Origin of the sequence: Streptomyces sp. NPDC007907 (genome assembly GCF_042959365.1) — a bacterium.
In the GTDB taxonomy this organism is placed as follows: Bacteria; Actinomycetota; Actinomycetes; order Streptomycetales; family Streptomycetaceae; genus Streptomyces; species Streptomyces indiaensis.
This window is the reverse complement of record NZ_JBIBKR010000002.1, coordinates 580854-602035: the sequence shown is the minus strand read 5'-3', so window position 1 is coordinate 602035 and position 21182 is coordinate 580854. Positions and strand designations below refer to the sequence as shown.

The 21182-nt window shown below is 72.2% G+C and carries 23 protein-coding genes and 1 pseudogene; 11 read left to right on the top strand and 13 right to left on the bottom strand.

What is annotated here, in order from left to right:
* Nucleotides 1-41 precede the first annotated feature (41 nt).
* Entirely contained in the window at nucleotides 42-506 is a 465-nt protein-coding gene (locus ACFZDI_RS08750; RefSeq protein ID WP_391248799.1) for an ATP-binding protein, read from the bottom strand.
* A gap of 187 nt (nucleotides 507-693) precedes the next feature.
* On the opposite strand from ACFZDI_RS08750, the gene ACFZDI_RS08745 reads away from it, so the two are divergent.
* Genes ACFZDI_RS08745 through ACFZDI_RS08735 form a run of 3 tightly spaced genes read left to right on the top strand, consistent with a single transcriptional unit; the run spans nucleotide 694 to nucleotide 1828 of the window.
* On the top strand, nucleotides 694-834 hold the full coding sequence (locus tag ACFZDI_RS08745) for a hypothetical protein (RefSeq protein WP_234849331.1): 141 nt from the start codon (nucleotides 694-696) through the stop codon (nucleotides 832-834).
* Nucleotides 831-1412, top strand: coding sequence for a PRC-barrel domain-containing protein (locus ACFZDI_RS08740; protein ID WP_234849330.1), 582 nt, complete (start codon nucleotides 831-833; stop codon nucleotides 1410-1412). Before ACFZDI_RS08745 ends, ACFZDI_RS08740 begins: the two co-directional genes overlap by 4 nt.
* Nucleotides 1412-1828, top strand: coding sequence for a PRC-barrel domain-containing protein (locus ACFZDI_RS08735; protein ID WP_391248796.1), 417 nt, complete (start codon nucleotides 1412-1414; stop codon nucleotides 1826-1828). The genes ACFZDI_RS08740 and ACFZDI_RS08735 overlap by 1 nt, the downstream gene beginning before the upstream one ends.
* A 10-nt stretch (nucleotides 1829-1838) precedes the next feature.
* Here the strand turns inward: ACFZDI_RS08735 and ACFZDI_RS08730 are convergent, their stop codons facing one another.
* The gene (locus ACFZDI_RS08730) at nucleotides 1839-2831 is read right to left on the bottom strand and encodes a DUF6777 domain-containing protein (RefSeq protein ID WP_391248794.1); all 993 of its coding nucleotides are present in this window, start codon (nucleotides 2829-2831) and stop codon (nucleotides 1839-1841) included.
* Between the two features lie 338 nt (nucleotides 2832-3169).
* Between ACFZDI_RS08730 and ACFZDI_RS08725 the strand changes: the two genes are divergently transcribed.
* Entirely contained in the window at nucleotides 3170-4468 is a 1299-nt protein-coding gene (locus ACFZDI_RS08725; RefSeq protein WP_361119646.1) for a streptophobe family protein, read from the top strand.
* Nucleotides 4469-4488: 20 nt separating this feature from the next.
* Here the strand turns inward: ACFZDI_RS08725 and ACFZDI_RS08720 are convergent, their stop codons facing one another.
* Genes ACFZDI_RS08720 through ACFZDI_RS08705 form a run of 4 tightly spaced genes read right to left on the bottom strand, consistent with a single transcriptional unit; the run spans nucleotide 4489 to nucleotide 9409 of the window.
* Entirely contained in the window at nucleotides 4489-5484 is a 996-nt protein-coding gene (locus ACFZDI_RS08720; RefSeq protein ID WP_234849326.1) for a serine/threonine-protein kinase, read from the bottom strand.
* Nucleotides 5481-6596, bottom strand: coding sequence for a hypothetical protein (locus ACFZDI_RS08715; protein WP_391248792.1), 1116 nt, complete (start codon nucleotides 6594-6596; stop codon nucleotides 5481-5483). Before ACFZDI_RS08715 ends, ACFZDI_RS08720 begins: the two co-directional genes overlap by 4 nt.
* 9 nt (nucleotides 6597-6605) lie before the next feature.
* The gene (locus ACFZDI_RS08710; protein ID WP_391248790.1) at nucleotides 6606-8945 is read right to left on the bottom strand and encodes an FHA domain-containing protein; all 2340 of its coding nucleotides are present in this window, start codon (nucleotides 8943-8945) and stop codon (nucleotides 6606-6608) included.
* Between the two features lie 53 nt (nucleotides 8946-8998).
* Nucleotides 8999-9409 carry a hypothetical protein gene (locus tag ACFZDI_RS08705; RefSeq protein WP_391248788.1) on the bottom strand — a complete coding sequence of 137 codons (411 nt, stop codon included), beginning with the start codon at nucleotides 9407-9409 and terminating at the stop codon, nucleotides 8999-9001.
* Between the two features lie 339 nt (nucleotides 9410-9748).
* Here ACFZDI_RS08705 and ACFZDI_RS08700 point away from each other — a divergent pair, with 339 nt between their 5' ends.
* On the top strand, nucleotides 9749-10132 hold the full coding sequence (locus ACFZDI_RS08700; RefSeq protein WP_391248786.1) for a nuclear transport factor 2 family protein: 384 nt from the start codon (nucleotides 9749-9751) through the stop codon (nucleotides 10130-10132).
* A gap of 76 nt (nucleotides 10133-10208) precedes the next feature.
* Nucleotides 10209-10496 (top strand): DUF1905 domain-containing protein, encoded by a 288-nt coding sequence (locus ACFZDI_RS08695; protein ID WP_391249515.1) that lies wholly within the window; start codon nucleotides 10209-10211, stop codon nucleotides 10494-10496.
* A gap of 57 nt (nucleotides 10497-10553) precedes the next feature.
* Here the strand turns inward: ACFZDI_RS08695 and mgrA are convergent, their stop codons facing one another.
* The gene (gene mgrA / locus ACFZDI_RS08690) at nucleotides 10554-11546 is read right to left on the bottom strand and encodes an L-glyceraldehyde 3-phosphate reductase (protein WP_391248784.1); all 993 of its coding nucleotides are present in this window, start codon (nucleotides 11544-11546) and stop codon (nucleotides 10554-10556) included.
* Between the two features lie 116 nt (nucleotides 11547-11662).
* Here mgrA and ACFZDI_RS08685 point away from each other — a divergent pair, with 116 nt between their 5' ends.
* From ACFZDI_RS08685 to ACFZDI_RS08675, 3 genes are all read left to right on the top strand, one after another.
* Complete coding sequence (locus ACFZDI_RS08685; RefSeq protein WP_391248782.1) at nucleotides 11663-12580, top strand: LysR substrate-binding domain-containing protein; 918 nt, start codon at nucleotides 11663-11665, stop codon at nucleotides 12578-12580.
* 90 nt (nucleotides 12581-12670) lie between these two features.
* A complete protein-coding gene (locus ACFZDI_RS08680) occupies nucleotides 12671-13135 on the top strand; it encodes a carotenoid oxygenase family protein (protein ID WP_391249513.1) in 465 nt (154 codons plus the stop codon).
* 67 nt (nucleotides 13136-13202) lie between these two features.
* Nucleotides 13203-13718, top strand: coding sequence for a DUF664 domain-containing protein (locus tag ACFZDI_RS08675; protein ID WP_391248780.1), 516 nt, complete (start codon nucleotides 13203-13205; stop codon nucleotides 13716-13718).
* Here the strand turns inward: ACFZDI_RS08675 and ACFZDI_RS08670 are convergent.
* Nucleotides 13700-14779 carry an adenosine deaminase gene (locus ACFZDI_RS08670; RefSeq protein WP_391248778.1) on the bottom strand — a complete coding sequence of 360 codons (1080 nt, stop codon included), beginning with the start codon at nucleotides 14777-14779 and terminating at the stop codon, nucleotides 13700-13702. The genes ACFZDI_RS08675 and ACFZDI_RS08670 overlap by 19 nt on opposite strands.
* An 85-nt stretch (nucleotides 14780-14864) precedes the next feature.
* Nucleotides 14865-15257: a VOC family protein gene (locus tag ACFZDI_RS08665; protein ID WP_234848262.1), complete on the bottom strand. Its 393-nt coding sequence runs from the start codon at nucleotides 15255-15257 to the stop codon at nucleotides 14865-14867.
* A 140-nt stretch (nucleotides 15258-15397) separates the two neighbouring features.
* Between ACFZDI_RS08665 and ACFZDI_RS08660 the strand changes: the two genes are divergently transcribed.
* Nucleotides 15398-15670: a tautomerase family protein gene (locus ACFZDI_RS08660; protein WP_391248777.1), complete on the top strand. Its 273-nt coding sequence runs from the start codon at nucleotides 15398-15400 to the stop codon at nucleotides 15668-15670.
* Nucleotides 15671-15984: 314 nt separating this feature from the next.
* On the opposite strand, the gene ACFZDI_RS08655 is transcribed toward ACFZDI_RS08660, so the two are convergent.
* The 4 genes from ACFZDI_RS08655 to ACFZDI_RS08640 form a co-directional block, all read right to left on the bottom strand.
* Nucleotides 15985-16893 carry an oxidoreductase gene (locus ACFZDI_RS08655; protein ID WP_391248775.1) on the bottom strand — a complete coding sequence of 303 codons (909 nt, stop codon included), beginning with the start codon at nucleotides 16891-16893 and terminating at the stop codon, nucleotides 15985-15987.
* A 42-nt stretch (nucleotides 16894-16935) separates the two neighbouring features.
* Nucleotides 16936-18303 carry a phospholipase gene (locus ACFZDI_RS08650; protein ID WP_391248773.1) on the bottom strand — a complete coding sequence of 456 codons (1368 nt, stop codon included), beginning with the start codon at nucleotides 18301-18303 and terminating at the stop codon, nucleotides 16936-16938.
* Nucleotides 18304-18372: 69 nt separating this feature from the next.
* On the bottom strand, nucleotides 18373-19263 hold the full coding sequence (locus tag ACFZDI_RS08645) for a glycoside hydrolase family 19 protein (protein WP_391248771.1): 891 nt from the start codon (nucleotides 19261-19263) through the stop codon (nucleotides 18373-18375).
* A gap of 228 nt (nucleotides 19264-19491) precedes the next feature.
* The gene (locus ACFZDI_RS08640) at nucleotides 19492-19926 is read right to left on the bottom strand and encodes a MarR family transcriptional regulator (RefSeq protein ID WP_391248769.1); all 435 of its coding nucleotides are present in this window, start codon (nucleotides 19924-19926) and stop codon (nucleotides 19492-19494) included.
* A gap of 79 nt (nucleotides 19927-20005) precedes the next feature.
* On the opposite strand from ACFZDI_RS08640, the pseudogene ACFZDI_RS08635 reads away from it, so the two are divergent.
* A pseudogene (locus ACFZDI_RS08635) lies at nucleotides 20006-20779 on the top strand (ABC transporter substrate-binding protein).
* Nucleotides 20780-21182 lie beyond the last annotated feature (403 nt).

Here is a 21182-nt window from a genome sequence, read left to right as displayed (position 1 = left end):
CGTCCGGGTGACGCATCTCACCCGGACCACTCATCGACCCCTCATCCGTTGGCGTCGCCGGAGAGCGGCAGAACGGCACGTACCCGCTTGCCCACCGGCACCCGTTCCACGCTGACCTGCTCCGCGAGCGCGTGGACGATCTCCAGGCCGTGCCGGCCGATGCGCTCGGGGTTGCGGGGGAAGATCCGGGGCAGTGCGGAGCTGCTGTCGTAGACCGACACCGTCACCGCCGCGTCGGTCCCGACGAGCTCCAGGATGTACGGACCGTTGCTGTGCCGGTCGGCGTTGGTGATCAGCTCGCTCACCACCAGCAGCACGGCGCCGTCGACGCGCTCGTCGATGCGCGCACACCACTCGGTCCTCAGCTGGTCGAGAAAGAGCGCTGCGAAGGACCTCGCCTCGGCGATGCATCCCTGCTCGCCGGTGTAGTGTGCCGCCCGCCACAGCGGTTCCACGGGCACGTCGAAACCAGTCGGTATCACTGCCCCGTCCAGGTGGTCGATCATTCGTTTCTCTCTGGGAAGCCGGACTGGCCGGACGCTCTGCACCAGTGCTCGTACCCCGAGCCGGGCTTCACAGTCCTCATGGATGCGGGCCCGGTCGCGGCACCGGGCATTGTCCCCCGTTCGCGGGGCACCCGGAAACCATCAGGACCGGCCGAGGGCGGCCGGGCCGGATCGCCGGAGGTGCGCGGTGGCCTGGTGGACGTGGCTGGTCGTGGTGATCGCGGCGCTCGCCGCCGTCGTGGCGGTGTCACTCGCCGTGCAGGCGGGGCGCCGGTCGGGGACCGTCATCGCGGTCCGGCGCCGGCCGGGCGGGAAGGACCTGCGATGAACGAGCTGCTTGCCGCACGCAGTCTGACGACCCTGCCGGTGGTCACCCTGGGCGGCGACGCCGTCGCACAGGTCAAGGACACCGTCTTCGACGCCGCCGGCGGCCGGATCACCGGTTTCACGCTGAGCGGGCGCGGCCTGCTCAGCGGCCCGCTGAAGCAGAGCCTGCCGTGGTCGGCGGTGCACTCCCTGGGCCCGTACGCGGTCATGGTCCGCGATGCCCTCGCTCTCCAGGACACCTCCGCGGTGGTGGCCCGCCGCGAGGCCCAGCAGGGCCGGGTGCTGCACGCGAAGGTGCTGACCGACGAGGGCGCCGAGGTGGGCACCGTGCTGGACGTGATCGTCGAGGGCGGAACCAGCGGGCGGGTCGTGGGGTTCCGGATCGCAGCGGGCAAGGCACTGGTGCAGGGGTCGCGACGCCGCCGGCACCGGGTGTACGTGCCACGCGGCGAGACGCTCGCCGTCTCGGGCCGCGCCCTGGTCATCCCGGCGGACGCCACCCGCTACGTCGCCGACGACCTGTCGGCCTTCGTCGCCCGGGTCGGCGCCTTCCGGGCCGGACGGGAGGAGTCGGCGTGATGATGCTGTTCTCCGAGGCACAAGGCCTGCCGGTGCTGACGCTGGCCGACGCGGAGGAAGTCGGCGCCCTGCGGTCGCTGACGGTCGACGCCGTGTCCGGTGTCGTCACACACGTCCGGGTGCGGGGCCGGCACTCCCGCAAGGAGACCGTGCTGCCCTGGGGTGCCCTGCACGCCATCGGCCCGGACGCGGTGCTGGTCCGCTCCACCGCCGCGCCGGCCGAGGTGCCCCCGCACCACGAGCTGCCGGGCCTGAGGATCCTCACCGAGACGGGCGACACGCTCGGCACGGTCCAGGACGTCGCGTTCGAACCCGGGACCGGCCGCGTCGAGGCGGTCGTCACCGCCCACGGCGACCTCCCGACCGACCGGCTGCTCGGACTCGGCGACTACGCCCTGGTGGTCCGGGCCGCCTGAGCCGGCCGGGTCAGGAGGCCGGGGGCTGGTCCGTCGTACCGCCGCCGGTGTCGCCGCCGGTGTTGTTGTCGGGCGGGGGCGGCTGGGTGTCGGACGACGGTTCGTTCGTCGTCGGCCCCGACGTGTCCGTGTCGGAGGTCGTCGGCGGTTCACTCGTGGGCGGTTGCGACGACGTCGAGTCCGTCGGAACCGTGGGTGTGGTGACGCTCGCCGACGGGGACGGTTTGTCGGGCTTGTGGGTCTTGTGATCCTTCTTGCCCGTGTCGCCCGCCTCACGCTTGAACCACTCGCCGTCGGATTCACACATCACGAATGCGTCGACGGGCTCCGGAGCGGGCGTCACCATCACGACGTTCGACGACTTGTACCCCGGCCACGTGTGGCCGGTCGTCTTCGGCGCGCTCTGCTGGGCGACCGGCGGGGTCAGCGGGTTGCCGCACGCACACCGCACCCGGGGCACGCCCCGGTCGTCGACGAGGACGGCCGTGCCGGCCTGCAGGACCGCCTGGTAGCTGGTGGGGGCGCCGTTCTTGTAGCCGTGGTTGGTGACACGGGTGTCCATGCGCAGTTGCACGGGGGTGAGCGAACGCAGGTAGGCGGGCACTTCGGACGGCTGGATCCGGACGACCGAGGCGAAGGCGCTCTCCTTGTCCGGGGCGTCCTCGAAGTACGCGATCTGCTTCTCCACGTCACAGCTGGCGACGTTGCGGGTGCCGCCGTACAGGCCGGGCGCGTCGCCGTTCACACCCCGTACGGCGTTCTGCCGGGTCGACTCACCGGCCCCCGAGGGGGTGACGGGGGAGGCGGAGCTGTCCTCCTGGGCTGTCGAGTCGGTGAACTCGTCCGGGCCGGTGTCGGCCGCGGGCTGGAGGAACACCTCGCCACTGGCGGTGCTGGTGCCGCCGTCGGACGCGCCGGTGCCGCCGTTGTCGGGCCGCGAGAGCACCACGGCCAGGACCACCGCGGCCACCAACGCGGTGGCGACGATCGCGACCCGGGGCACGGACCCCCACCACGGGCGGCGGGGCTCCGGCTCCCTGCCGCCGCCGCTCGGCGGCTCCGAGGGCGGGCCGCCGCCGCCCGAGGGCGGCTGGGAGGGACCCGACAGCGGGCCCGAGGGAGGTCCTGTGGGACGGCCGGACGACGGTGGATCGACGCTCACGAGCTCTTCTCCCGCGTGGGTTCCCTGCGGCCTTCACACACCCGGAGACATTGATCCCGGTTGATGCCGCTTCTTCCACTACGAGTTCATTGTGTGCCCCGGTCCCGTGCGCCCCGCAAGCCGACGCGGACGGACCTCTCCGGCGGGCGTCCCGGGTGAGGCCTGCTTAGCGTGGCAGCGTGAGTTCGCGCACCCCCTCCGGTCAGGCACGCACCTCCGGCCAGCGGGCCGTCGCCCGCCACGGCTGGCTGCACGCCCTCGCCACGGTGCTCGGCGGGCTGCTCGCCATGGCGGTGGTCGCCGCGCTCGGCCTGTGGGCGGCCGGGGCCGCGGACCTTCCGGACGGATCCTTCGGCCCCGTCGTGGCGGCCACCCTGGTCACCTCCGTCGGCGGCACGGTGAAACTCGCCGGGAGCGCCGGTGATCTGGCCGAGACACAGGCGGGCCTGACGGTGATTCCGCTGTCGGTCACGCTCACCGGGGCGCTGATGCTCGCCTGGGGGTTCCTGCGGCCGCTGCGGCATCGCGCGGTCGCCGGCGCGGCGGAGCTGGCCGGCTGGGCCGGCCGGGTGGCGGCCCTGTGGCTGCTCGCCCTGATCGGCCTGACGCTCGCCGCCCGTCACACCTTCGACATCTCCCTAGGGGACGCCGCGCTCGGCGAACTGGGCGACCTGTTCGGCGCGTCGCCGCAGATCGGCTTCACCACCGACGTCCCGCTGTCCGTCTTCGTCGGCGTGGTGTGGCTGGCCGGTGTGCTGGTGCTGGCGCTGCTGGTGTCGCGCGGGGCGCCGTTGCCCGCGGGCCTGCTCCGCTTCCAGGCGTCGGTGCGGCCGGCCGCGTACGCGATGGTCGCGCTGCTGCTGGCCTGCGTCGTCATCGGCGTGGTCGTCGGCCTGGTCGTCGCCGCGGCCAAGGGGCACGCGCGGGAGACGTTCGCGGTGATCCTGCTCGGCCTCCCCAACCTCGTGTGGCTGGCGTTCACGATCGGGCTCGGCGCCACCTGGAACGGCAGGGTGGAGGGGCCGTTCGGGCTCCCCATGCCGCATGTGCTCGACGAGGTGCTGCGCACCCCCGACGTATCGGAGCTGAACCTGCGGACCCTCGCCGAGCACGACGGACGGGTGTGGTGGCTGCTGGTCGTCGACGTCGTGCTGCTGCTGGCCGCCGGGTTCGTGATGGCGGCCCGGTCACCGGCCCGGGTACGGGCCTGGCAGCACGCCGTGCACATGGCGGTCGCCCTGGGGCTCACCGTGTTCACGATCTGCCTCCTCGGGCGCATCTCCGCGCACTTCGGCCTGTCCGTGCTCGGCATCGGTGATCTGGGCGGCGGCCTCGGAGGCGACCTGTTCCTGCGGCCCAAGCTGTGGGGTGCCGTCGGCCTGGCCATTCCGTGGGGGCTCGCGGCCGGGTTCGTCGGGGCCCTGCTGGCGCGTCGCGTACGACGGCGGGGCGAGGTGGGCACCGGCGGCGAGAGCTGACCGAGAGCCGGCGAAACGCCCTACTGCCGCTCCATGAAGACCGGTTCGGCCCAGCGCGGCGGTGGCTTGGGCCGCTCCTCCCCCGCTCCCGGCAACTGACGGTCCACCCGCGTGGGCGCCCTCGGGGCGTCGGATGTGCCACCTGTCGTCGCGGCGCGCAGGGCGGCCACGAAGGCGAGGCAGGACGGGTGGCGGTCGTCGGGGCTCTTGGCGAGGGCCTGCGCGAAGACGGCGTCCACCCGGGGGTCGACGTCGGGCCGGTCCTCGGTCAGCGGCGGCGGCTCGTCGTACTGGTGCGCCCAGAGCAGAGCCATGTCGTCGTCGCGGAGGAAAGGCGGATGACCGGCCAGGGTCTCGAAGACGACGCAGGCGAAGCCGTAGACGTCACAGCGGGCGTCGACCGGCTTGCCGGAAATCTGCTCGGGGGCGACGTAGTCGAGGGTGCCGACGAACTGGCCGACGGTGGTGAAGCCGGTCAGCGACAGCGACTTCTTCGTCAGGCCGAAGTCGGTGAGGTAGACGTGCTCGGGGTGGTCGCTGTCGGTGCCGCGGGCCACCAGGATGTTGCCGGGCTTGACGTCCCGGTGGACCAGTCCGTGGTCGTGGGCCGCGTCCAGCGCGGAGGCCACCTGCGCGGCGACGCGCAGGGCGGTGACGGGCGGCATGGGGCCCTCGCGGTCGAGGACGTGCCGCAGGTCGCTGCCGGGGACGTACCGCATGGCGATGTACAGCACGCCGTCCGTCTCGCCGGCCTCGAACACCGGCACGATGTGCGGGTGATCGATGGCCGCGGCGGCTCGTGACTCGTGGGTGAAGCGGCGGCGGAAGGTGTCGTTGCGGGCGAGTTCCGGGGCGAGGAGCTTGAGGGCCACGGTGCGTTCCAGGCGCAGGTCGCGGGCCCGGTACACGACGGCCATGCCGCCCCGCCCGATCTCCTGCTCGATCCGGTACCCGGCGATCTGCTGCCCGACCAGTTCGGAGGGGCGCCCGGAGAACAGGCTCGTCTCGCGGTTCAACGGCCGTCACCCTCGGGTGAGACGACCCGGGTGGGTTCGTGCCCCACGACCCGGGTGGGCGGCGCCGCAGCAGGACGATCCCCCTCGCCCCCGCTCTCGTCCTCTACATCGCCGGTGTCCTCCCGTTCCTCGGCGGCGACCACGCGCGTGGGTTCGGGGGCGCTCGGAGCCACGACCCGTGTGGGTTCGGGGGCGTCGGGTGCCACCACACGCGTGGGCTCAGGAGCATCGGGTGCCACGACCCGCGTGGGCTCAGGAGCATCGGGTGCCACCACACGCGTGGGCTCTGGAGCACCGGAAGGCTCCACCCGCGGGGGCTCGGGAGCGTCCGGGGCGACCACCCGGGTGGCCTCCGGAGCGTCCGGGGCGACCACCCGGGTGGGCTCCGGGGACTCGGGCGACGCGACACCCGGCGGTTCCGGGGCCTCGGGCGGGGTCGCCGCCGACGGCGACGGAGAATCCGGGGGGACCACCCGCGTCGGCCCGGCGGGCGCTCCCTGGGGCCGCTGCGCAGCGGGGGCCGGGGCGCGGGCCTCCCGGGCCGGGGGCCGCTCGGCCGGGTCCTCGGGCGGTACCACCCGCGTAGCCGGACGCACCGGCGCCTCGGCCCGGTGGGACGCCGGTTCCGCTTCGGGTGTCCGGTCCGTGGCGTAGGTGTTCATCCGGGCGCCGTCGGCGTACACCCAGTGCCCGTGGGCGGAGTCGTAGAGCCACACGGACTCGCCGTCGACGACGACGCCGATCCGCATGCCGTGGGTGCGGGTGCGGAACGACTCGCGGTCGAGGCCCGCCGCGAGGTCCTCCACGGCGGAGCGGTAGCGCGCCAGGGCTTCCTGGGCCCGCCCCAGCAGCGGCCGCGGGTCCGCCGCACGGGTGAGGGGCCCGTCCGCGGCGGGCGGATCCTGGGGTACGGCGACCAGCCGGCGGCCGTCGACCCAGGCCGACCAGCCGTTGAAGCACAGGACGTGCCCCCAGTCACCCTGCCGCTCCAGCAACTGCACCGGCAGCAGCGGATCGAGGTCCACGGTGGGCCGGGCCGGGTCGGGGGCCTCCCAGGCGGGCATCCCGTGCTGTGGGACGACGTGCGTGGGCCGGAAGCCGGGGGTCGTCATCGGCGCTCCCTACTTCCGCATGACGGCCGGTTCGTGCCGGCGCAGCAGCCGGGAGACGAGGAAGCCGAAGAGCACCGACAGCACGACCAGCATCCCGACGTCCAGCAGCCACGTGCCCACCGAGTGCTCGAAGAGCGGGTCCTTCGTCAGGTCGTCGGGCACGATCCGGGCGAGCCCGACGGTGCCGGCCATGGCGGCCAGCGCCCAGCGCGCCGGCACCAGCCAGCCCAGTTGCTCGAGCCCGGGTGTCTCCGCCAGCTTCAGCAGGGCCCCGCAGAAGACGACCTGGACGATGGCGATGAGCACCAGCAGCGGCATCGTCACCTCTTCCTTGCGCACCAGGGCCGAGACGAGCAGGCCGAGCATCATCGCCGTGAACGCGAGCAGGGCGACGGCGACCGTGATCTCCACCAGGGGCGGCATCAGCACGCCCTCGCCGCCCGGGGCGTCGAGGTCCACCCCGAACAGGGCGACCAGGGTGAGCACCACCGCCTGGAGCACGGTGATGACGCCCAGGACGATGACCTTGGACATCAGGTACGCCGATCTGGACAGGCCCACCGCCCGTTCCCGCTGGTAGATCACGCGTTCCTTGACCAGTTCGCGCACGGCGTTGGCGGCTCCGGTCAGCACCGCGCCGACGCACAGGATGAGCAGCGCGTTCATCGCCGTGTCGAGGGTCAGTTTGCCGCCCGCCAGGGCGCGGGCCATCGCGCCCATCACGAACGGCAGGGCGATCATGATGATCAGGAAGGTGCGGTCGGCGCTCAACGCGGCGGCGTACCGGCGCACCAGGGTGCCGAGTTGGGCGCCGCGGCTGCGCGGCCGGGGCGGGGCAGTGATGACGACGGGCTCGGAGCGGGGGCGCTGGGGCTGGGCGGAGGCGTCGGCCACGTACCGTCCGTGGAAGGGCGAGGCGAGGTACTGCCCCGCCCAGTCCCGGTCCGTGTCCCGTTCGAAGGCCTCGAAGGCCTCCGGCCACTCCTCGAAGCCGAAGAAGGGCAGGGCGTCCTCGGGCGGCCCGTAGTAGGCGATCTTCCCGCCGGGGGCGAGGACCAGGAGCCGGTCGCACACGTCCAGGCTGAGCACGCTGTGGGTGACGACGATGACGGTCCGGCCGTCGTCGGCGAGGCCGCGCAGCATGTGCATCACCGAGCGGTCCATGCCGGGGTCGAGGCCGGAGGTCGGCTCGTCGAGGAACAGCAGTGACGGCTTCGTCAGCAGTTCCAGGGCCACGCTGACGCGCTTGCGCTGGCCGCCGGACAGGCTGTGCACGGGCTGGTCGGCGCGCTGTTCCAGGCCGAGTTCGCGGATGACCTCGTCGACCCGGGCGCGCCGTTCGGCCTTGGCGGTGTCCTGCGGGAAGCGCAGTTCGGCGGCGTAGGAGAGGGCTTTGCGGACGGTCAGCTGCGCGTGCAGGATGTCGTCCTGCGGCACCAGACCGATGCGCTGGCGCAGCTCGGCGTAGTCGCGGTAGAGGTCGCGGCCGTCGTAGAGGACGGTGCCGTGGTTCGCGGGCCGCTGGCCGGTGAGGGCGTTGAGGAGCGTGGACTTGCCGGCGCCGCTCGGGCCGACGACGGCCAGCAGGCACTTCTCCCCCACCGGGAAGGACACGTGGTCCAGCAGCGTCTTGCGGCCACGGTCCACGCTGACGGCGAGGTCCTGCACGTCGAGGGAGACCTCGCCGGTGTCGACGTATTCCTGGAGCTGGTCGCCGACGAGGCAGAACGCCGAGTGGCCGATGCCGACGATGTCGCCCTGACCGACGGGGGCGATGGTGACGGGGCTGCCGTTGAGGTACGTGCCGTTGTGGCTGCCCAGGTCGACGATCTCGTAGCTTCCGTCGGCCAGGGCGCGCAGTTCGGCGTGCCGCCGGGAGACCGAGAGGTCGTCGACGACCAGGTCGTTGTCGCCGGCGCGGCCGATGCGGACGGTGCGGGTCGGCAACGGCCGTACGGTCGTGGGCTGTCGGTAGGTGCCGGTGTGGGCCGGCATGGAGACGGCGGAGGGGCGTTCCGGGCGGGGCGGGGCGGGGGCGGGGCGGCCGGTCAGGGTCATGCGCGGTCCGTCGGCCGGATTGCCGAAGCGGATGACGCTGCCGGGTCCGACGTTCCAGGCGTGGATGCGCCGGCCTTCGGCGTAGGTGCCGTTGGTGCTGTCTTCGTCCTCGATGGTCCAGTGACCGTCCTCGGGCTTCAGCACCGCGTGGTGCCAGGAGACCCGGTCGTCGTCGATGACGATGTCGCTCAACGGGTCGCGCCCCACGTGGTAGTCGCGGCCCGGGATCATCACGGTGGTGCCCGTCTCCGTCTCCAGGACGAGCTCTGGTGCTACCGAGGGTTGCGCCATGGTCAAGATTCTACCGATTTGACCTGGTCTGCGCCTGGGCGCATCTGTGCAGGTCAGCCGACGGAAAGGCCGACGCAGGGGGCGGTGCGCTGCATCCGCAGGGCGTCGACGGACTCGGCGAGCAGTTCGTATTCGGTGGTGTCGTCACTGGTGGCGATGCGCACCAGCCGTCCGGCCGCCAACTCCTCGGCGACCCGCTCCTGCTGGACCGGATCGGCGCACCAGGCGCGCAGCAGGCCGGGCACGTCGGGCACGGTGGGGGCGACCGGCACGAGCGCGCCCGGTGGTAAGTGCTCGGCGTCGGGCCGGGGGTCGAGGCGCTGGGCGATCCAGGAGGCACGGTCGCGCAGCCACCACAGCGCGAGGGCGAGGGTGGGAGCCCGGTAGGTACCGAGGGGCACTCCGATGCGGCGGCCGTCGCAGACCCCGTACGCCGTGACGTGGCACAGGAACTCGTCGTGCACGTGACCCTCCCCCGCTGGCCTGCCCGTCCGCCGGCCCGGCCTGGCTTTGGCCGACGGCTCGCGTGCTGTGCGTGAGGGCGCCGTCGCTGGATGTGAAAAGCGCTCTCGCAGGTCAGTATGTTCACTACTGAATCACTGTCACCACGACTTTCCGGCCACTCTCCTGGCATATTCACCCCCCGGAATTGGCCGAAATCCGGCGAGGGGTCACGATGGCCCATGACTCCGGAGGTAATCGACCCCCCCGGGCGGGTGCGGGCAAGGTGGTCGTACCGGGTCCACCGCGAGTGGGATCCGGGCCCTGAGCAGCAGGTACGACTCCGTGGAGGCTGATCGTCCATGTCCGCAACCGCCCACCGTCACGAGGACGCCGTCGCCCGTTACTTCGAGGCCTGGAACGCCGAGGACCCGGGGGCGCGCGCCAAAGCGGTCGCCGCCGCCTGGACCGAGGACGGCAGGTACACGGACCCCCTGGCCGACGTCAGGGGCCACGAGGGGATCGCCGCGGTGATCACGGCGGCCCGGGAGCAGTTCCCGGGGTTCGAGTTCCGCCTCACCGGCCGGGTCGACGGGCATCACGACACCGCCCGCTTCTCGTGGGAGCTGGTGAGCACCGCCGACGGCTCGGCGCCGGTCGCCGGGTCGGATGTGATCACACTCGACGGCCAGGACCGGATCAGGGCCGTGTTCGGGTTCCTGGACCGGGTGCCCGCCCGGGCGTGAGGCCGGCACCGCGATGAGTTCTCCGGCGTCCGGCGGTCTGCACGAGGGAGAGACCGCCGACCCACCGGAGGACGTCATGGCCCCTACGGGAGACCTGGACGCGGAATTCACCGCGGTCCTGCGCAAGAGCCCCGCCGAGGGCGGCTGGACCTATCTGGTCTGGCCCCGGTCCGTCGAGTTCTTCGGCACCCGCGGCCTGGTCAAGGTCCACGGGACGATCGACGGGCACCCGTTCCGCAGCTCCTTCATGGCCCTGGGGGACGGCACGCACAAGCTGCCCGTGAAGGCCGACATCCGCAAGGCCATCGGCAAGGGGGAGGGCGACACGGTGACCGTGCGCCTGGAGGAGCGGATCAGCTCGTGAGCCGATCCGCTCCCCGCCCGGGGGCCCGGGGGTGGCCGCCCCGGGCCGGCGGAACCGCTACTGCTTGACGATGGCGTCGATCCGGGCCAGCTCGTCCACGTCGAAGTCGAGGTTGCGAATGGCGCCGACGCTGTCCTCGACCTGCCGCGCACTGCTCGCGCCGACCAGCGCGGACGTGACCCGGCCGCCGCGCAGGACCCAGGCCAGGGCCATCTGCGCCAGGGTCTGGCCACGCGAGGCCGCGATGTCGTTCAGTTCGCGCAGCCGGCCCACCAGGTCCTCGGTGAGCGCGTCCGAGTTCAGGAAGGGGCTGTCGCTCGCGGCCCGGGAACCCTCGGGGATGCCGTCGAGGTAGCGCGCGGAGAGCACGCCCTGCTCCAGCGGGGAGAAGACGATGGAACCGACCTGGAGCTCGTCGAGGGCGTCGAGCAGGCCCTCGTCCTCGGGGCGGCGGTCCAGCATCGAGTAGCGCGGCTGGTGGATGAGGAGTGGGGTGCCCAGCTCGCCCAGGATGCGCGCGGCCTCGCGGGTCTGCTCCGCGGAGTAGTTGGAGACGCCGACGTACAGCGCCTTGCCCTGCTGCACCGCCGAGTGCAGGGCACCCATCGTCTCCTCGAGCGGGGTGTCCGGGTCGGGGCGGTGCGAGTAGAAGATGTCGACGTAGTCCAGGCCCATCCGCTGCAGGCTCTGGTCCAGCGAGGACAGCACGTACTTGCGGGAGCCCCACTCGCCGTACGGGCCGGGCCACATCAGGTAACCGGCCTTGGTGGAGATCACCAGCTCGTCCCGGTACGGCGCGAAGTCCTGTTTCAGGAACTCGCCCAGCGCGGACTCGGCGGCGCCGGGCGGCGGGCCGTAGTTGTTGGCGAGGTCGAAGTGGGTGACGCCCAGGTCGAAGGCGCGGCGCAGGATGGCGCGCTGCGTCTCGACGGGCCGGTCCGGGCCGAAGTTGTGCCACAGGCCGAGCGAGAGCGCGGGGAGCTTCAGACCGCTGCGTCCGGTGCGCCGGTAGGGCATGTCCGCGTAGCGGTCGGGGTGTGCGGTGTACAACGCGACTCCAGAGGGGTTGGCACGGTCGGGGGAAGCCGGTGTCCACTCTGGCGTGACCTGCGCCCATGCGTCCAACAGAAGAATCCGATGGAATTCAGCGGCTACGCTTCTCAGTCATGGAACTGCGCCACTTGCAGCACTTCGTCGCGGTCGCCGAGGACCAGCACTTCACCCGCGCGGCGGAACGCCTCCTGGTGTCCCAGTCGGGCCTGTCGGCCTCCATCCGGGCGCTGGAGCGGGAGCTGCAGACGCCGCTGTTCGTGCGCACGACCCGCCGCGTGACGCTCACCCCGGCCGGGCGGGCGCTGCTCGGTGAGGCGGAGCGGATCCTCGCGCAGGTGCGCTCGGCCCACGAGGCGGTGGCCGCGGTGCAGGGCGTGCTGCGCGGGATGCTCGCGCTCGGGTCGGAGCAGTGCATCGCCGGGGTGCATGTGGCGGGGCTGCTGGCGGCGTTCCGGCGGCGCCACCCGGACGTGGAGATCTGCCTGCGGCAGGCGGGCTCGGGGGCCCTCGCCGAGGAGGTCGCGGCCGGGCGCCTGGATCTGGCGTTCGCGGTGCGCACCGCCCGGGAGGACACCGACCAGCTGCGGGCCGTGCCGCTGACGAGCGAGCCGATGACCGTGCTGTGCCATCCGAGCCACCGGCTCGCCTCGGCCGGGATCGCGGTGACACCGCAGGACCTCGGCGGTGAGGTCTTCGTCGACTTCCATCCGGACTGGGGGCCGCGGCGCACCACCGACGCCGCGTTCGCGGCGGCGGGTGTCCGCCGGAGCGTCGCCCTGGAGGTGAACGACGTGCACAGCCTCCTCGACCTGGTGGACGAGAACCTGGGCATCGCCGTGGTCCCGCGCCACTTCCGGCACAAGCGCGCCTCGCTGACCGCCCTGCCGGTGAAGGGCGCCGAGGACGCGGTGTACGAGACGGTGGCGCTGCTGCCGCCCGAGCCGGCGACCAGTCCGGCGGCCCGCGCACTGATGGGCCTGCTGGAAACAGGGAGTCCGGCCCCACCCCAGGAGGGTGTCCACTCCTCCTGACCCGACCCGTCGTGCGCAGCAGACTCGTGACCGTTCCCGGCTCGGGCGGCCCGCCACACGGCGGGCACCCCCCGGTTCGACCACTGGACGATCGACCTGCGCCACGGCCCGGGTGCGGACCAGAACCCTCGACGACCGCCCCAGGAGTTCCCGCGGGTCAACGAGGCGCTGGTGTCCCGCAGGCACCGGTACGGCTACCCGGCCGCGGCCGCGGAGATGTCACCCGCCTACCAGGCGGTCGACGGCACCCCGCCCGACAGCGCCTTCGCCGACGCGCTCATCGAGCACGACCCGCTGCGCGGCGCCCCGCAAGTGCACCGGCTGCCCGCGGGCGCAGCGGCGAGCGAGGCCGTGTTCGTGCCGTCCGACCCGTGCGACGGCCGGGCGGCGGAGGACGACGGGTACGCGACCGCGTATGTGCACGACCCCGGCCGCGGGGCGTCGGACCTGGTGATCCTCGCGGCCCGGGTCTTCACCGGGGAGCCGGTGGCCCGGATCCACCTCCCGGTCCGGGTGCCGCTGGGCCGCCACGGGAGCTGGATTCCCGACGCGTGATCGCCCTGCGCATGATGACGGGCGCGCTCCCGGCGCATGATCTGCGGCGATGCGCGATGGTGGACCTATGCAAGCGAAGGACATCCTCATCGACGGTTTCAACCGCATCCACGAAGAAGTCCACGCCACCGTCGAGGGACTCGGGCCGGACGAGCTGACCGCCCGCCCCTCCCCCGACACCAACTCGATCGCCTGGCTGGTCTGGCACCTCACCCGCGTCCAGGACGATCACATGGCCGACGCCTTCGGCCTCGAACAGGTGTGGCTGTCCCAGGACTGGGAGAAGCGCTTCGGTCTCGACCTGCCCCGCCGCGACACGGGCTACGGCCACAGCCCCGCCAAGGTCGCCCGGGTCCGGGTGAAGTCCGGCGAGCTGCTGACCGGCTACCACGACGCCGTGCACGAACAGAGCGTGGGCGCCCTGCGGGGCCTGGCCGCCAAGGACCTGGAGCGCGTCATCGACGAGCGCTGGGACCCGCCGGTCACCCTGGGCGTGCGGCTGGTCAGCGTCCTGTCCGACGATCTCCAGCACATCGGACAGGCCGCCTACCTGCGGGGGCTGCTTCAGAGCGCGGCGGCGTAACCGGGCAGCACCACATCCCGGATGAGGGCGTTGCGCTCGTCGAACGGGATGAACGCGCTCTTCAGGGCGTTGACGGTGACCGTGCGCAGGTCCTCCACGGTCCAGCCCGCCTGCTCGACCAGCAGGGACATCTCGCGGGTCATCGTCGTGCCCGACACCAGGCGGTTGTCGGTGTTGAGGGTGACGCGGAAGCCGAGGTCCTTGAGCGCGGTGATCGGGTGCTCGGCGATCGAGGTGGCGGCGCCCGTCTGGAGGTTGGACGTCGGGCACATCTCCAGGGCGATGCGCCGGTCGCGCACCCAGCCCGCGAGCCGGCCGAGCTTGCCGGCCGCGAGGTCCGGGATGTCGTCGGTGATCCGCACGCCGTGCCCGATGCGCTGGGCACCACAGACCTGGAGGGCCTGGTGGATGCTGGGCAGGCCGTGCGCCTCACCGGCGTGGATGGTGAACGGCACGTTCTCGCGGCGCAGGTGCTCGAACGCCGCGAGGTGGTCGGCGGGCGGGAAGCCGTCCTCGGCGCCGGCGATGTCGAAGCCGACGACACCGGCGTCGCGGAACGCCACGGCCAGGTCGGCCGCCTCACGCACCCGGTCGAACATCCGCATCCCGCACAGCAGGGTGCCGACCCGCACGGGGGTGCCCGCGGCAGCGGCCTTCGCCATGCCCGCCGCGAGGCCCTCCTGGACCGTCTCCACGACCTCGGCCATGCTCAGTTCGCCGTTGGTGTTCAGCTCGGGGGCGTAGCGCACCTCGCCGTACACGACGCCGTCGGCGGCCAGGTCGAGCACGTACTCCTCGGCCGTGCGCAGCAGGCCCTCTCGGGTCTGCATCACGGCGAGGGTGTGCTCGAAGGTGGCGATGTAGCGCACCAGGTCACCGGAGTTGGCGGCCTCGTAGTACCAGGCGGCGAGCTCGTCCGGGTCGGTGGTGGGCAGGGTGTGGCCGACCGCCTCGGCGAGCTCCACCACGGTGGCGGGGCGCAGGCCGCCGTCGAGGTGGTCGTGCAGCACGGCCTTGGGGAGGCGGCGGATCAGATCGGCGTCTACGCGCGTAGCAGTCATGGCGGGTCTTTCCTCGGGCGGGTGGTTCGTGCCGGTGGTGCGAGCGGGTGGTTCGTGCCGGTGGTGCGAGGCGGCGGGGAAGGGGTCAGGCGGCGGGCTGGAGCAGGTCCCAGCGATTTCCGTACAGGTCCTCGAAGACGGCGACGGTCCCGTACGGCTCGTGCCGCGGGTCCTCCAGGAAGGTCACGCCGGCGGCCGTCATCCGGGCGTGATCGCCGGCGAAGTCCTCGGTGTGCAGGAAGAACCCGACCCGTCCGCCCGCCTGACTCCCGACCCGGGCGGCCTGGGCCTCCCCCTTGGCCCGGGCCAGCAGCAGTCCGGTGCCGACCCCCGGAGTGCCGGGTTCGACGACGACCCAGCGGGATCCGTCGGGCCGGGGGGCGTCCTCGGCGAGCCGGAATCCGAGGGCCTCGGTGTAGAAGCGGATCGCCTCGTCGTAGTCGTCGACGACGAGGGTGACCAGGGCGATACGTCTCATCAGGGCCTCTCGGGGCGGGCGGTTGACCGGTGAGGTTATACGTAAAACGCAGATGATGGCAACTGCTCGGCCCAGTGCAACAAAGCCTCTGTAACTATGAGTATGTACAGCCCCCGCCCCGACGCCCTGGCGGAGATCCCATGCCGTTCGTCCGTATCGACACGCCACGGGCCGGACCCGAGCGCCTCGCCGCACTCAGCCGGGCCGTGCATGGCGCCCTGACCGAGACGATCGGCATCACGCCCGACGACCGGTTCCAGGTCCTGGTGGACCACGACGGCACGAGCGGCACCCTGCGCTGCCATGACTGCCTCGGCGTGCACCGCGACGAGGGCATCGCCTACGTCACGACCACCCTGCGCTCCGGTCGCACGCCCGCGCAGAAGCGGGCCCCGTACCGCAGGACCGCCTAACTCGCCACGCGTACGCCGGCACCGAGCCGCGCGACGTGTTCATCGTGCTGACCGAGAACGGGTCGTCGTGCTCTTCGACGGCGACGTGCGCACCTACCGGACGCAGGAGGTGCCGGCCGCGGCGGCCGAGGCGTTTCGGGCGAAGACCGGTTGGGATCCGCGCACGGAACCGCGCCTCGCACGCGTTCTTCCGGGTGCGGCCGCGCGCCGTTCAGGCGTGGCGTGAGCAGCACGAGCTGCCGCACCGGCATCTCATGAGGGAAGGCGTCTGGGCCGTGCAGCTCATGGGGGCGTCCGGGCCGTCCGGTCGTCCCTCAGCCGGCTGCGCGGCGCGGGGCATCGAGCAGGTGCAGCTCCTCGTCCGTGAGGCGGATCGCGCCCGCCGCCACGTTCTCCGTGAGGTGATCGGGGTTGCCGGTGCCGGGAATGGCGAGGACGTGGGGACCTTGGTGCAAGGTCCATGCGATGCGGATCTGGGCCGGGCTCACGCCATGGGCCCGTGCCACGGCTCGGACGTCGTCGTCATGGGCCGTGGTGGCGCCCTGCTCACCGGCCTCACCCGCCACGGTGTAGAACGGCACGAAGGCGATGCCCTGTTCACCGCAGAGGCGGAGCACCTCGTCGGCTTCGGGGTCGGGGCGGTCCAGGGCGTACCGGTTCTGGACGCAGACCACCGGGGCGATGGCCTGGGCCTCGGCGAGGTGGCGGGCCGTGACGTTGGAGACGCCGAGGTGGCGTATCAGGCCCGCCTCGCGCAGCTCCGCGAGGGCGCCGAAGTGCTCGGCGACGGAATCCCACGACGGCATCCGGCGCAGGTTGACCACGTCCAGGTGGTCGCGGCCGAGCTGGCGCAGGTTCTCCTCCACGTGGCCGCGCAGGTCCTCGGGGCGGGCGGAGGTGCCCCACGTGCCGTCGTAGGCGCGGTACGGGCCCACCTTCGTGACGATGACCAGGTCGTCGGGGTAGGGCGCGAGCGCGCTGTTGATGAGTTCGTTGGCGGAGCGCAGGGACGAGAAGTAGAAGGCCGCCGTGTCGATGTGGTCGACGCCGAGGTCGATCGCCTTGCGCAGGACGGCGATCGAACGGTCGCGGTCACTCGGGGTGCCGTGGTGGAAGGCGGCGCTGCCCGTCAGCCGCATCGCGCCGAAGCCGACGCGATGGACGGGCCGGTCGCCGAGTTTCCAGGTGCCCGCGGCGGCCGCGGTGATCGTCTGTGTGTCCATCGGCGGAGTTTCACACAGGGCACCCCGGCCGGCGCAGCCGGTTTACGGGTACGTGTACGTGTTGAGTGTGGTGACGGCGGAAGCGGGGTCGCCTCGGTCGTAGTGGTCGACGGCGAGGAAGTTGGGCTTCTTGCGGGCGGCGGGCTGGCAGAACCTCCGGGCGCGGTCGGCCAGTTTGATGTTGTCGGTCCCGGCGGTCCCGGCGAGCGGGACGTCGCGGAAGTGGTTCATGACGAACAGCGGCCGGAAGCCGGGCTCGGTGCGGGTCAGCGGGATGTTGGCGTCGGGGCCGTACCAGCGGCTGTAGCAGGACCAGTCGGAGGTGCCGAGGCCCGAGCCCATCGACCAGTAGTTCTCGACGGTCCATTCCCGCTGGTACATGACACCGAAGGTGTCCCGGGTCAGACCGGCGGCCTGGTCGGCGGAGCGGCTGTGGTCGGTGAGGATCAGCAGCCGGTGGCCGGCGGCGGCCAGGTCCGTCATCGTCGGCCAGCCGTTCTGCCGCACGCCGGTGAGATCGGGCCGGTAGAGCACATCCGACAGGCCCTTGACACGGGCGAGTTCGGCGCGCAGGACCCCCGGATCGACGTAGTCCTCAAGGAAGACGGTGACGAACTGGTCGGGGTGGGCCTTGAGGAAGTCGACCATGCGCTGGATGTCGACCCAGAGGGCGACGGGCCTGCTGACGAGGGTGCAGCTGTTGTGGCAGAGGATCGCACCGTCGGGGGTCTGGTGGATGTCGAGCATGAAACCCCGGACGCCGTCGGCGAGTTGGCGTTCGATGCCGCGGGTCTGGTTGGGCACGAGATTGACGAAGGGCGGGGCGAAGCCGCCGTCGACGCCGTTGGCGTAGGCGTTGTGCGTGGTGAGGAACGTGACCTGGTCGAGGGTGCGCCGGTCCTGCGGCGGCATCGGGGAGGTGACCGGGTCGACCGGGGTGAGGTACCAGGTGGCGAGGTCGCCCGCGCCGCCGAGGGCCAGGCGCGCGGGGTAGTCCGCTCCGGAGGGCTTGGGCGCCACGGTGAGGTGGCGTGCGGTGCCGGGGACCTTGAGGGTGTACCGGTCGGCGCCGATCGGGCTGATCTCCCACCCGGCGTCGCCGCTCGCGCAGTCGACGGTCGCGGCCTGGTCGCCACTGCGGCCGAGGCAGCTGCCGGGCGCGACGGAGTTCTCCAGGAGGTAGGAGGACCCGCTCGGCTTCAACTGCCACTGCTGGCGGTCCTCGTTGCCGCGGGGTCTGTGCTGCTCGACCGCGCCGCCGTTGTCGGCCGCGTTGAGGCCGGTGGTGGTGCTCTGGACGTAGTACGCGCCCGGAGCCGGGGCGGCGGCGGCAGCGGGCTGGGGTGCCACGACCGCGGCGGCCAGTGCCGCGGCCGTGGCGAGCAGGGCGTGGGGGGTGCGTGGACGCATGAGGGATGCCCTTCGGTCAACCGTCAGGTTCATGACATCCCGCATGACACCACGCCGCACGGTCCCGCGTCAGCAGTACAGGTTGCCTCCGGTCGATGTCCCGAGGATCTGCGTGATCCGCTGATAGTTGTTCACACGGCTCTGCACCTGCGCCGGGTTCTTGCCGTCGCACTCCAGGGAGCCGTTGATGCTGCGGATCGTCTGGCCGAACCCGGCGCCGTTCACCATGGCGTTGTGCGGGGTCATGCTGCCGGGGCCGGTCTGGGTGTTCCAGTACCACAGAGCCGTCTTCCAGGCGACCGCCGAGTCGTTCTGCACCAGCCACGGGTTGTTCAGCAGGTCGATGCCGAGCGCGTCACCCGCGGCCTTGTAGTTGAAGTTCCAGCTCAGCTGGATCGGGCCGCGCCCGTAGTAGGCCGCCTGTCCGGCGGGACAGCCGTAGGGCTGTCCCCAGTCGCAGTAGTGCGGGTAGTTGGCGGTGTTCTGTTCCACCACGTGCACCAGGCCGCCGGTTTCGTGGCTGACGTTGGCGAGGAAGGCGGCGGCCTCCTGCTTCTTCACCGTGTCGCTGCCGGTGTTGGCGAAGCCGGGGTAGGCGCTCAGGGCCGCGGTGAGACCGCTGTAGCTGTAGAACGAATTCCGGTTCGGGAACATCTGGTTGAACTGCGCCTCGCTCACGACGAAGCGCGCGTTGGGCGTGCCCGGACCGTTGTCGCAGGCGTACGGCTCCCAGTACCAGGTACTGATGACCGGGTCGTAACCCGGGTTGGCGTGCTCGGCGATGTACGCCTTGCCGTCGGTGTAGCGGACGATGTCACCGGCGTTGTACGCCTTCCCTGCCGTCCAGTTCGGGTAGCTGGAGCAGGCGGCGGCCGAGGCGTTCGACGCGGGCAGGAGCACCGGCGCGCTGCCGGCGAGGGCGAGGGTGGCCAGGACTGCGGAGATACGGCGTCTCGACACGGGTTCGACTCCTTCGCGGAGCACGGCCGCACCCTGACAGGGCAGGGTGGAGCAGGCCCTTGACCGCGCGCACCGGTGGTCCGGTCACGGCGTGGGGGCGGCCGTGGTGGGGGGCTGTGGAGGCACACTCAACCGCGTTGGTCTGTACCAGTCAAGGGTGTAGACCAGTCAGGCAGAGACCTGTTGACATCCGCGCTGGTTGACGGCCCGTCATCCCCCGCTCGGCGCTCATACGTGCGCCGCGCCCTCCAGCGTCGCCGCCAGCCGGCCCAGCAGGGACCGGAGCAGGTCGTCACCGTCGCCGAGCGTGGGCCGGCCGGCCCGGACCGCGCGGTCGAGGCGCCGCCAGTACTCCTGTCCCCGTTCGGTGAGATGGGCGAGGACGCGTCGCCGGTCGAAGGGGTCGACCCTGCGGTGCACGAGGTTCTGGTCGACGAGCTGGTCGACCAGCTTGGTCAGAGTCGGCGGCGGCAGGAAGGCGGCCTCGGCGAGTCCGGTCATGTGGTGCCCCTCGCCGTCGGACAGCGTGGCCGGCACCCGCCACGCGTCGAGCGAACAGCCCTCCGCCTCCAGGACACCCTGCAACCGCCGCGCCGCCAGCCGTTCCGCCCGCGTCAGCAACTGCACGAGGTCGTCGGGGCGACGCGGGGTGGGGCTGGGCATCCCTGCTCCCGGGTCACGAGGGGTGTCCATCGTAGGAGACGCCCTGGAGTTCGTCCGCCGGAGCCGGAATCATGACGCCATGCTCCGGCGCGACCTCCCCGGGCCCGCGTGGTTCACGGCCGACGACTCCGTGCTCGGCGTGGCCCTCGTCTCCACCGTGCGGCGGGTGCTGGCGCCGGGGATCGCGCACCGCGTCCCGTACGTGTACACCGCGCTCTACGAGGGCGGCGAGGACACGGCCGGGGTGTTCCTGACGAGCGAGACCCCGCGCGACCAGCTCCGGCCGGCCATGGAACTGCCGGCCCGTGAACGGGGCGTGCGGCGCTGGTTCGTGGTGGGCAACGACTACGTGTGGCCGCGGCACACGGCCCGCTCGGCCCGTCACTACGCGCGGGAGAGCGGCGGACGCGTCGCCGGTGAGGTCTATCTCCCGCTCGGCACCGAGGACTTCGAGCCGGTGCTGCGCCACGTCGAACGCTCGGACGCCGACGCGGTGCTGATGCTCCTCGTCGGCAGTGACGCGGTGCGCTTCAACCGGGCGTTCGCGGCGTGCGGCCTGCCTGCGGCTGAGCACGCTGATGGACGAGAACACTCGTGGCGAGCGGCCTGGCGGCGACCGAGGACCTCTACAGCACGGCCGGGTTCTTGACGGGCCGGGACACCGGACGTCTCGGCGATCGGCGCGGCGGCGGGGGCCGGGTCCGTGTCGTACGAGGGCCCGCGCGGACTGCTGCACCTGCGGGACGCCCATGTGCGGCAGCGGATCTACCTGGCGCGGGCCGACGGGCTCGACTTCGACGTGCTCACGGAACTGGACGCGCGGCCCCGGGACACAGGTCCTAGGTCATTCTGACAAGTCCTGGCCGCGAGGAGGGCGACGCCTTCATCCGTGCGGCCGAGGAACCTGATCGCGGTGGGCCTTGCGACTGCCGCCGGCGCCGCTCTTGCCGACGCCCTCGACGACACCCCTGACTTCATCAGTTGCCACCAGCGGGTCGCCTGCTGACCTCGGTCAGCGTCGGCCCGGTGCTTGGCGGCGGTGCGATGAACCACCGACGACAGTGATGAGCTGCGGCCGCCCGAAGTCGTCTTCCCGGTACGGCACCTCGGCTCCGGCGGCCGGTTCATCGCTGCGGCGTTCTTCCCCCATGACCCGGAGAACCGCAGGCGCGTGTTCATAGACCCGCCTGACGGACTTGACCGCGGCGCCACGTGGCGCCGCGGTCAGCGGGCAGCCGGGGCCCGTCGAACCCAAA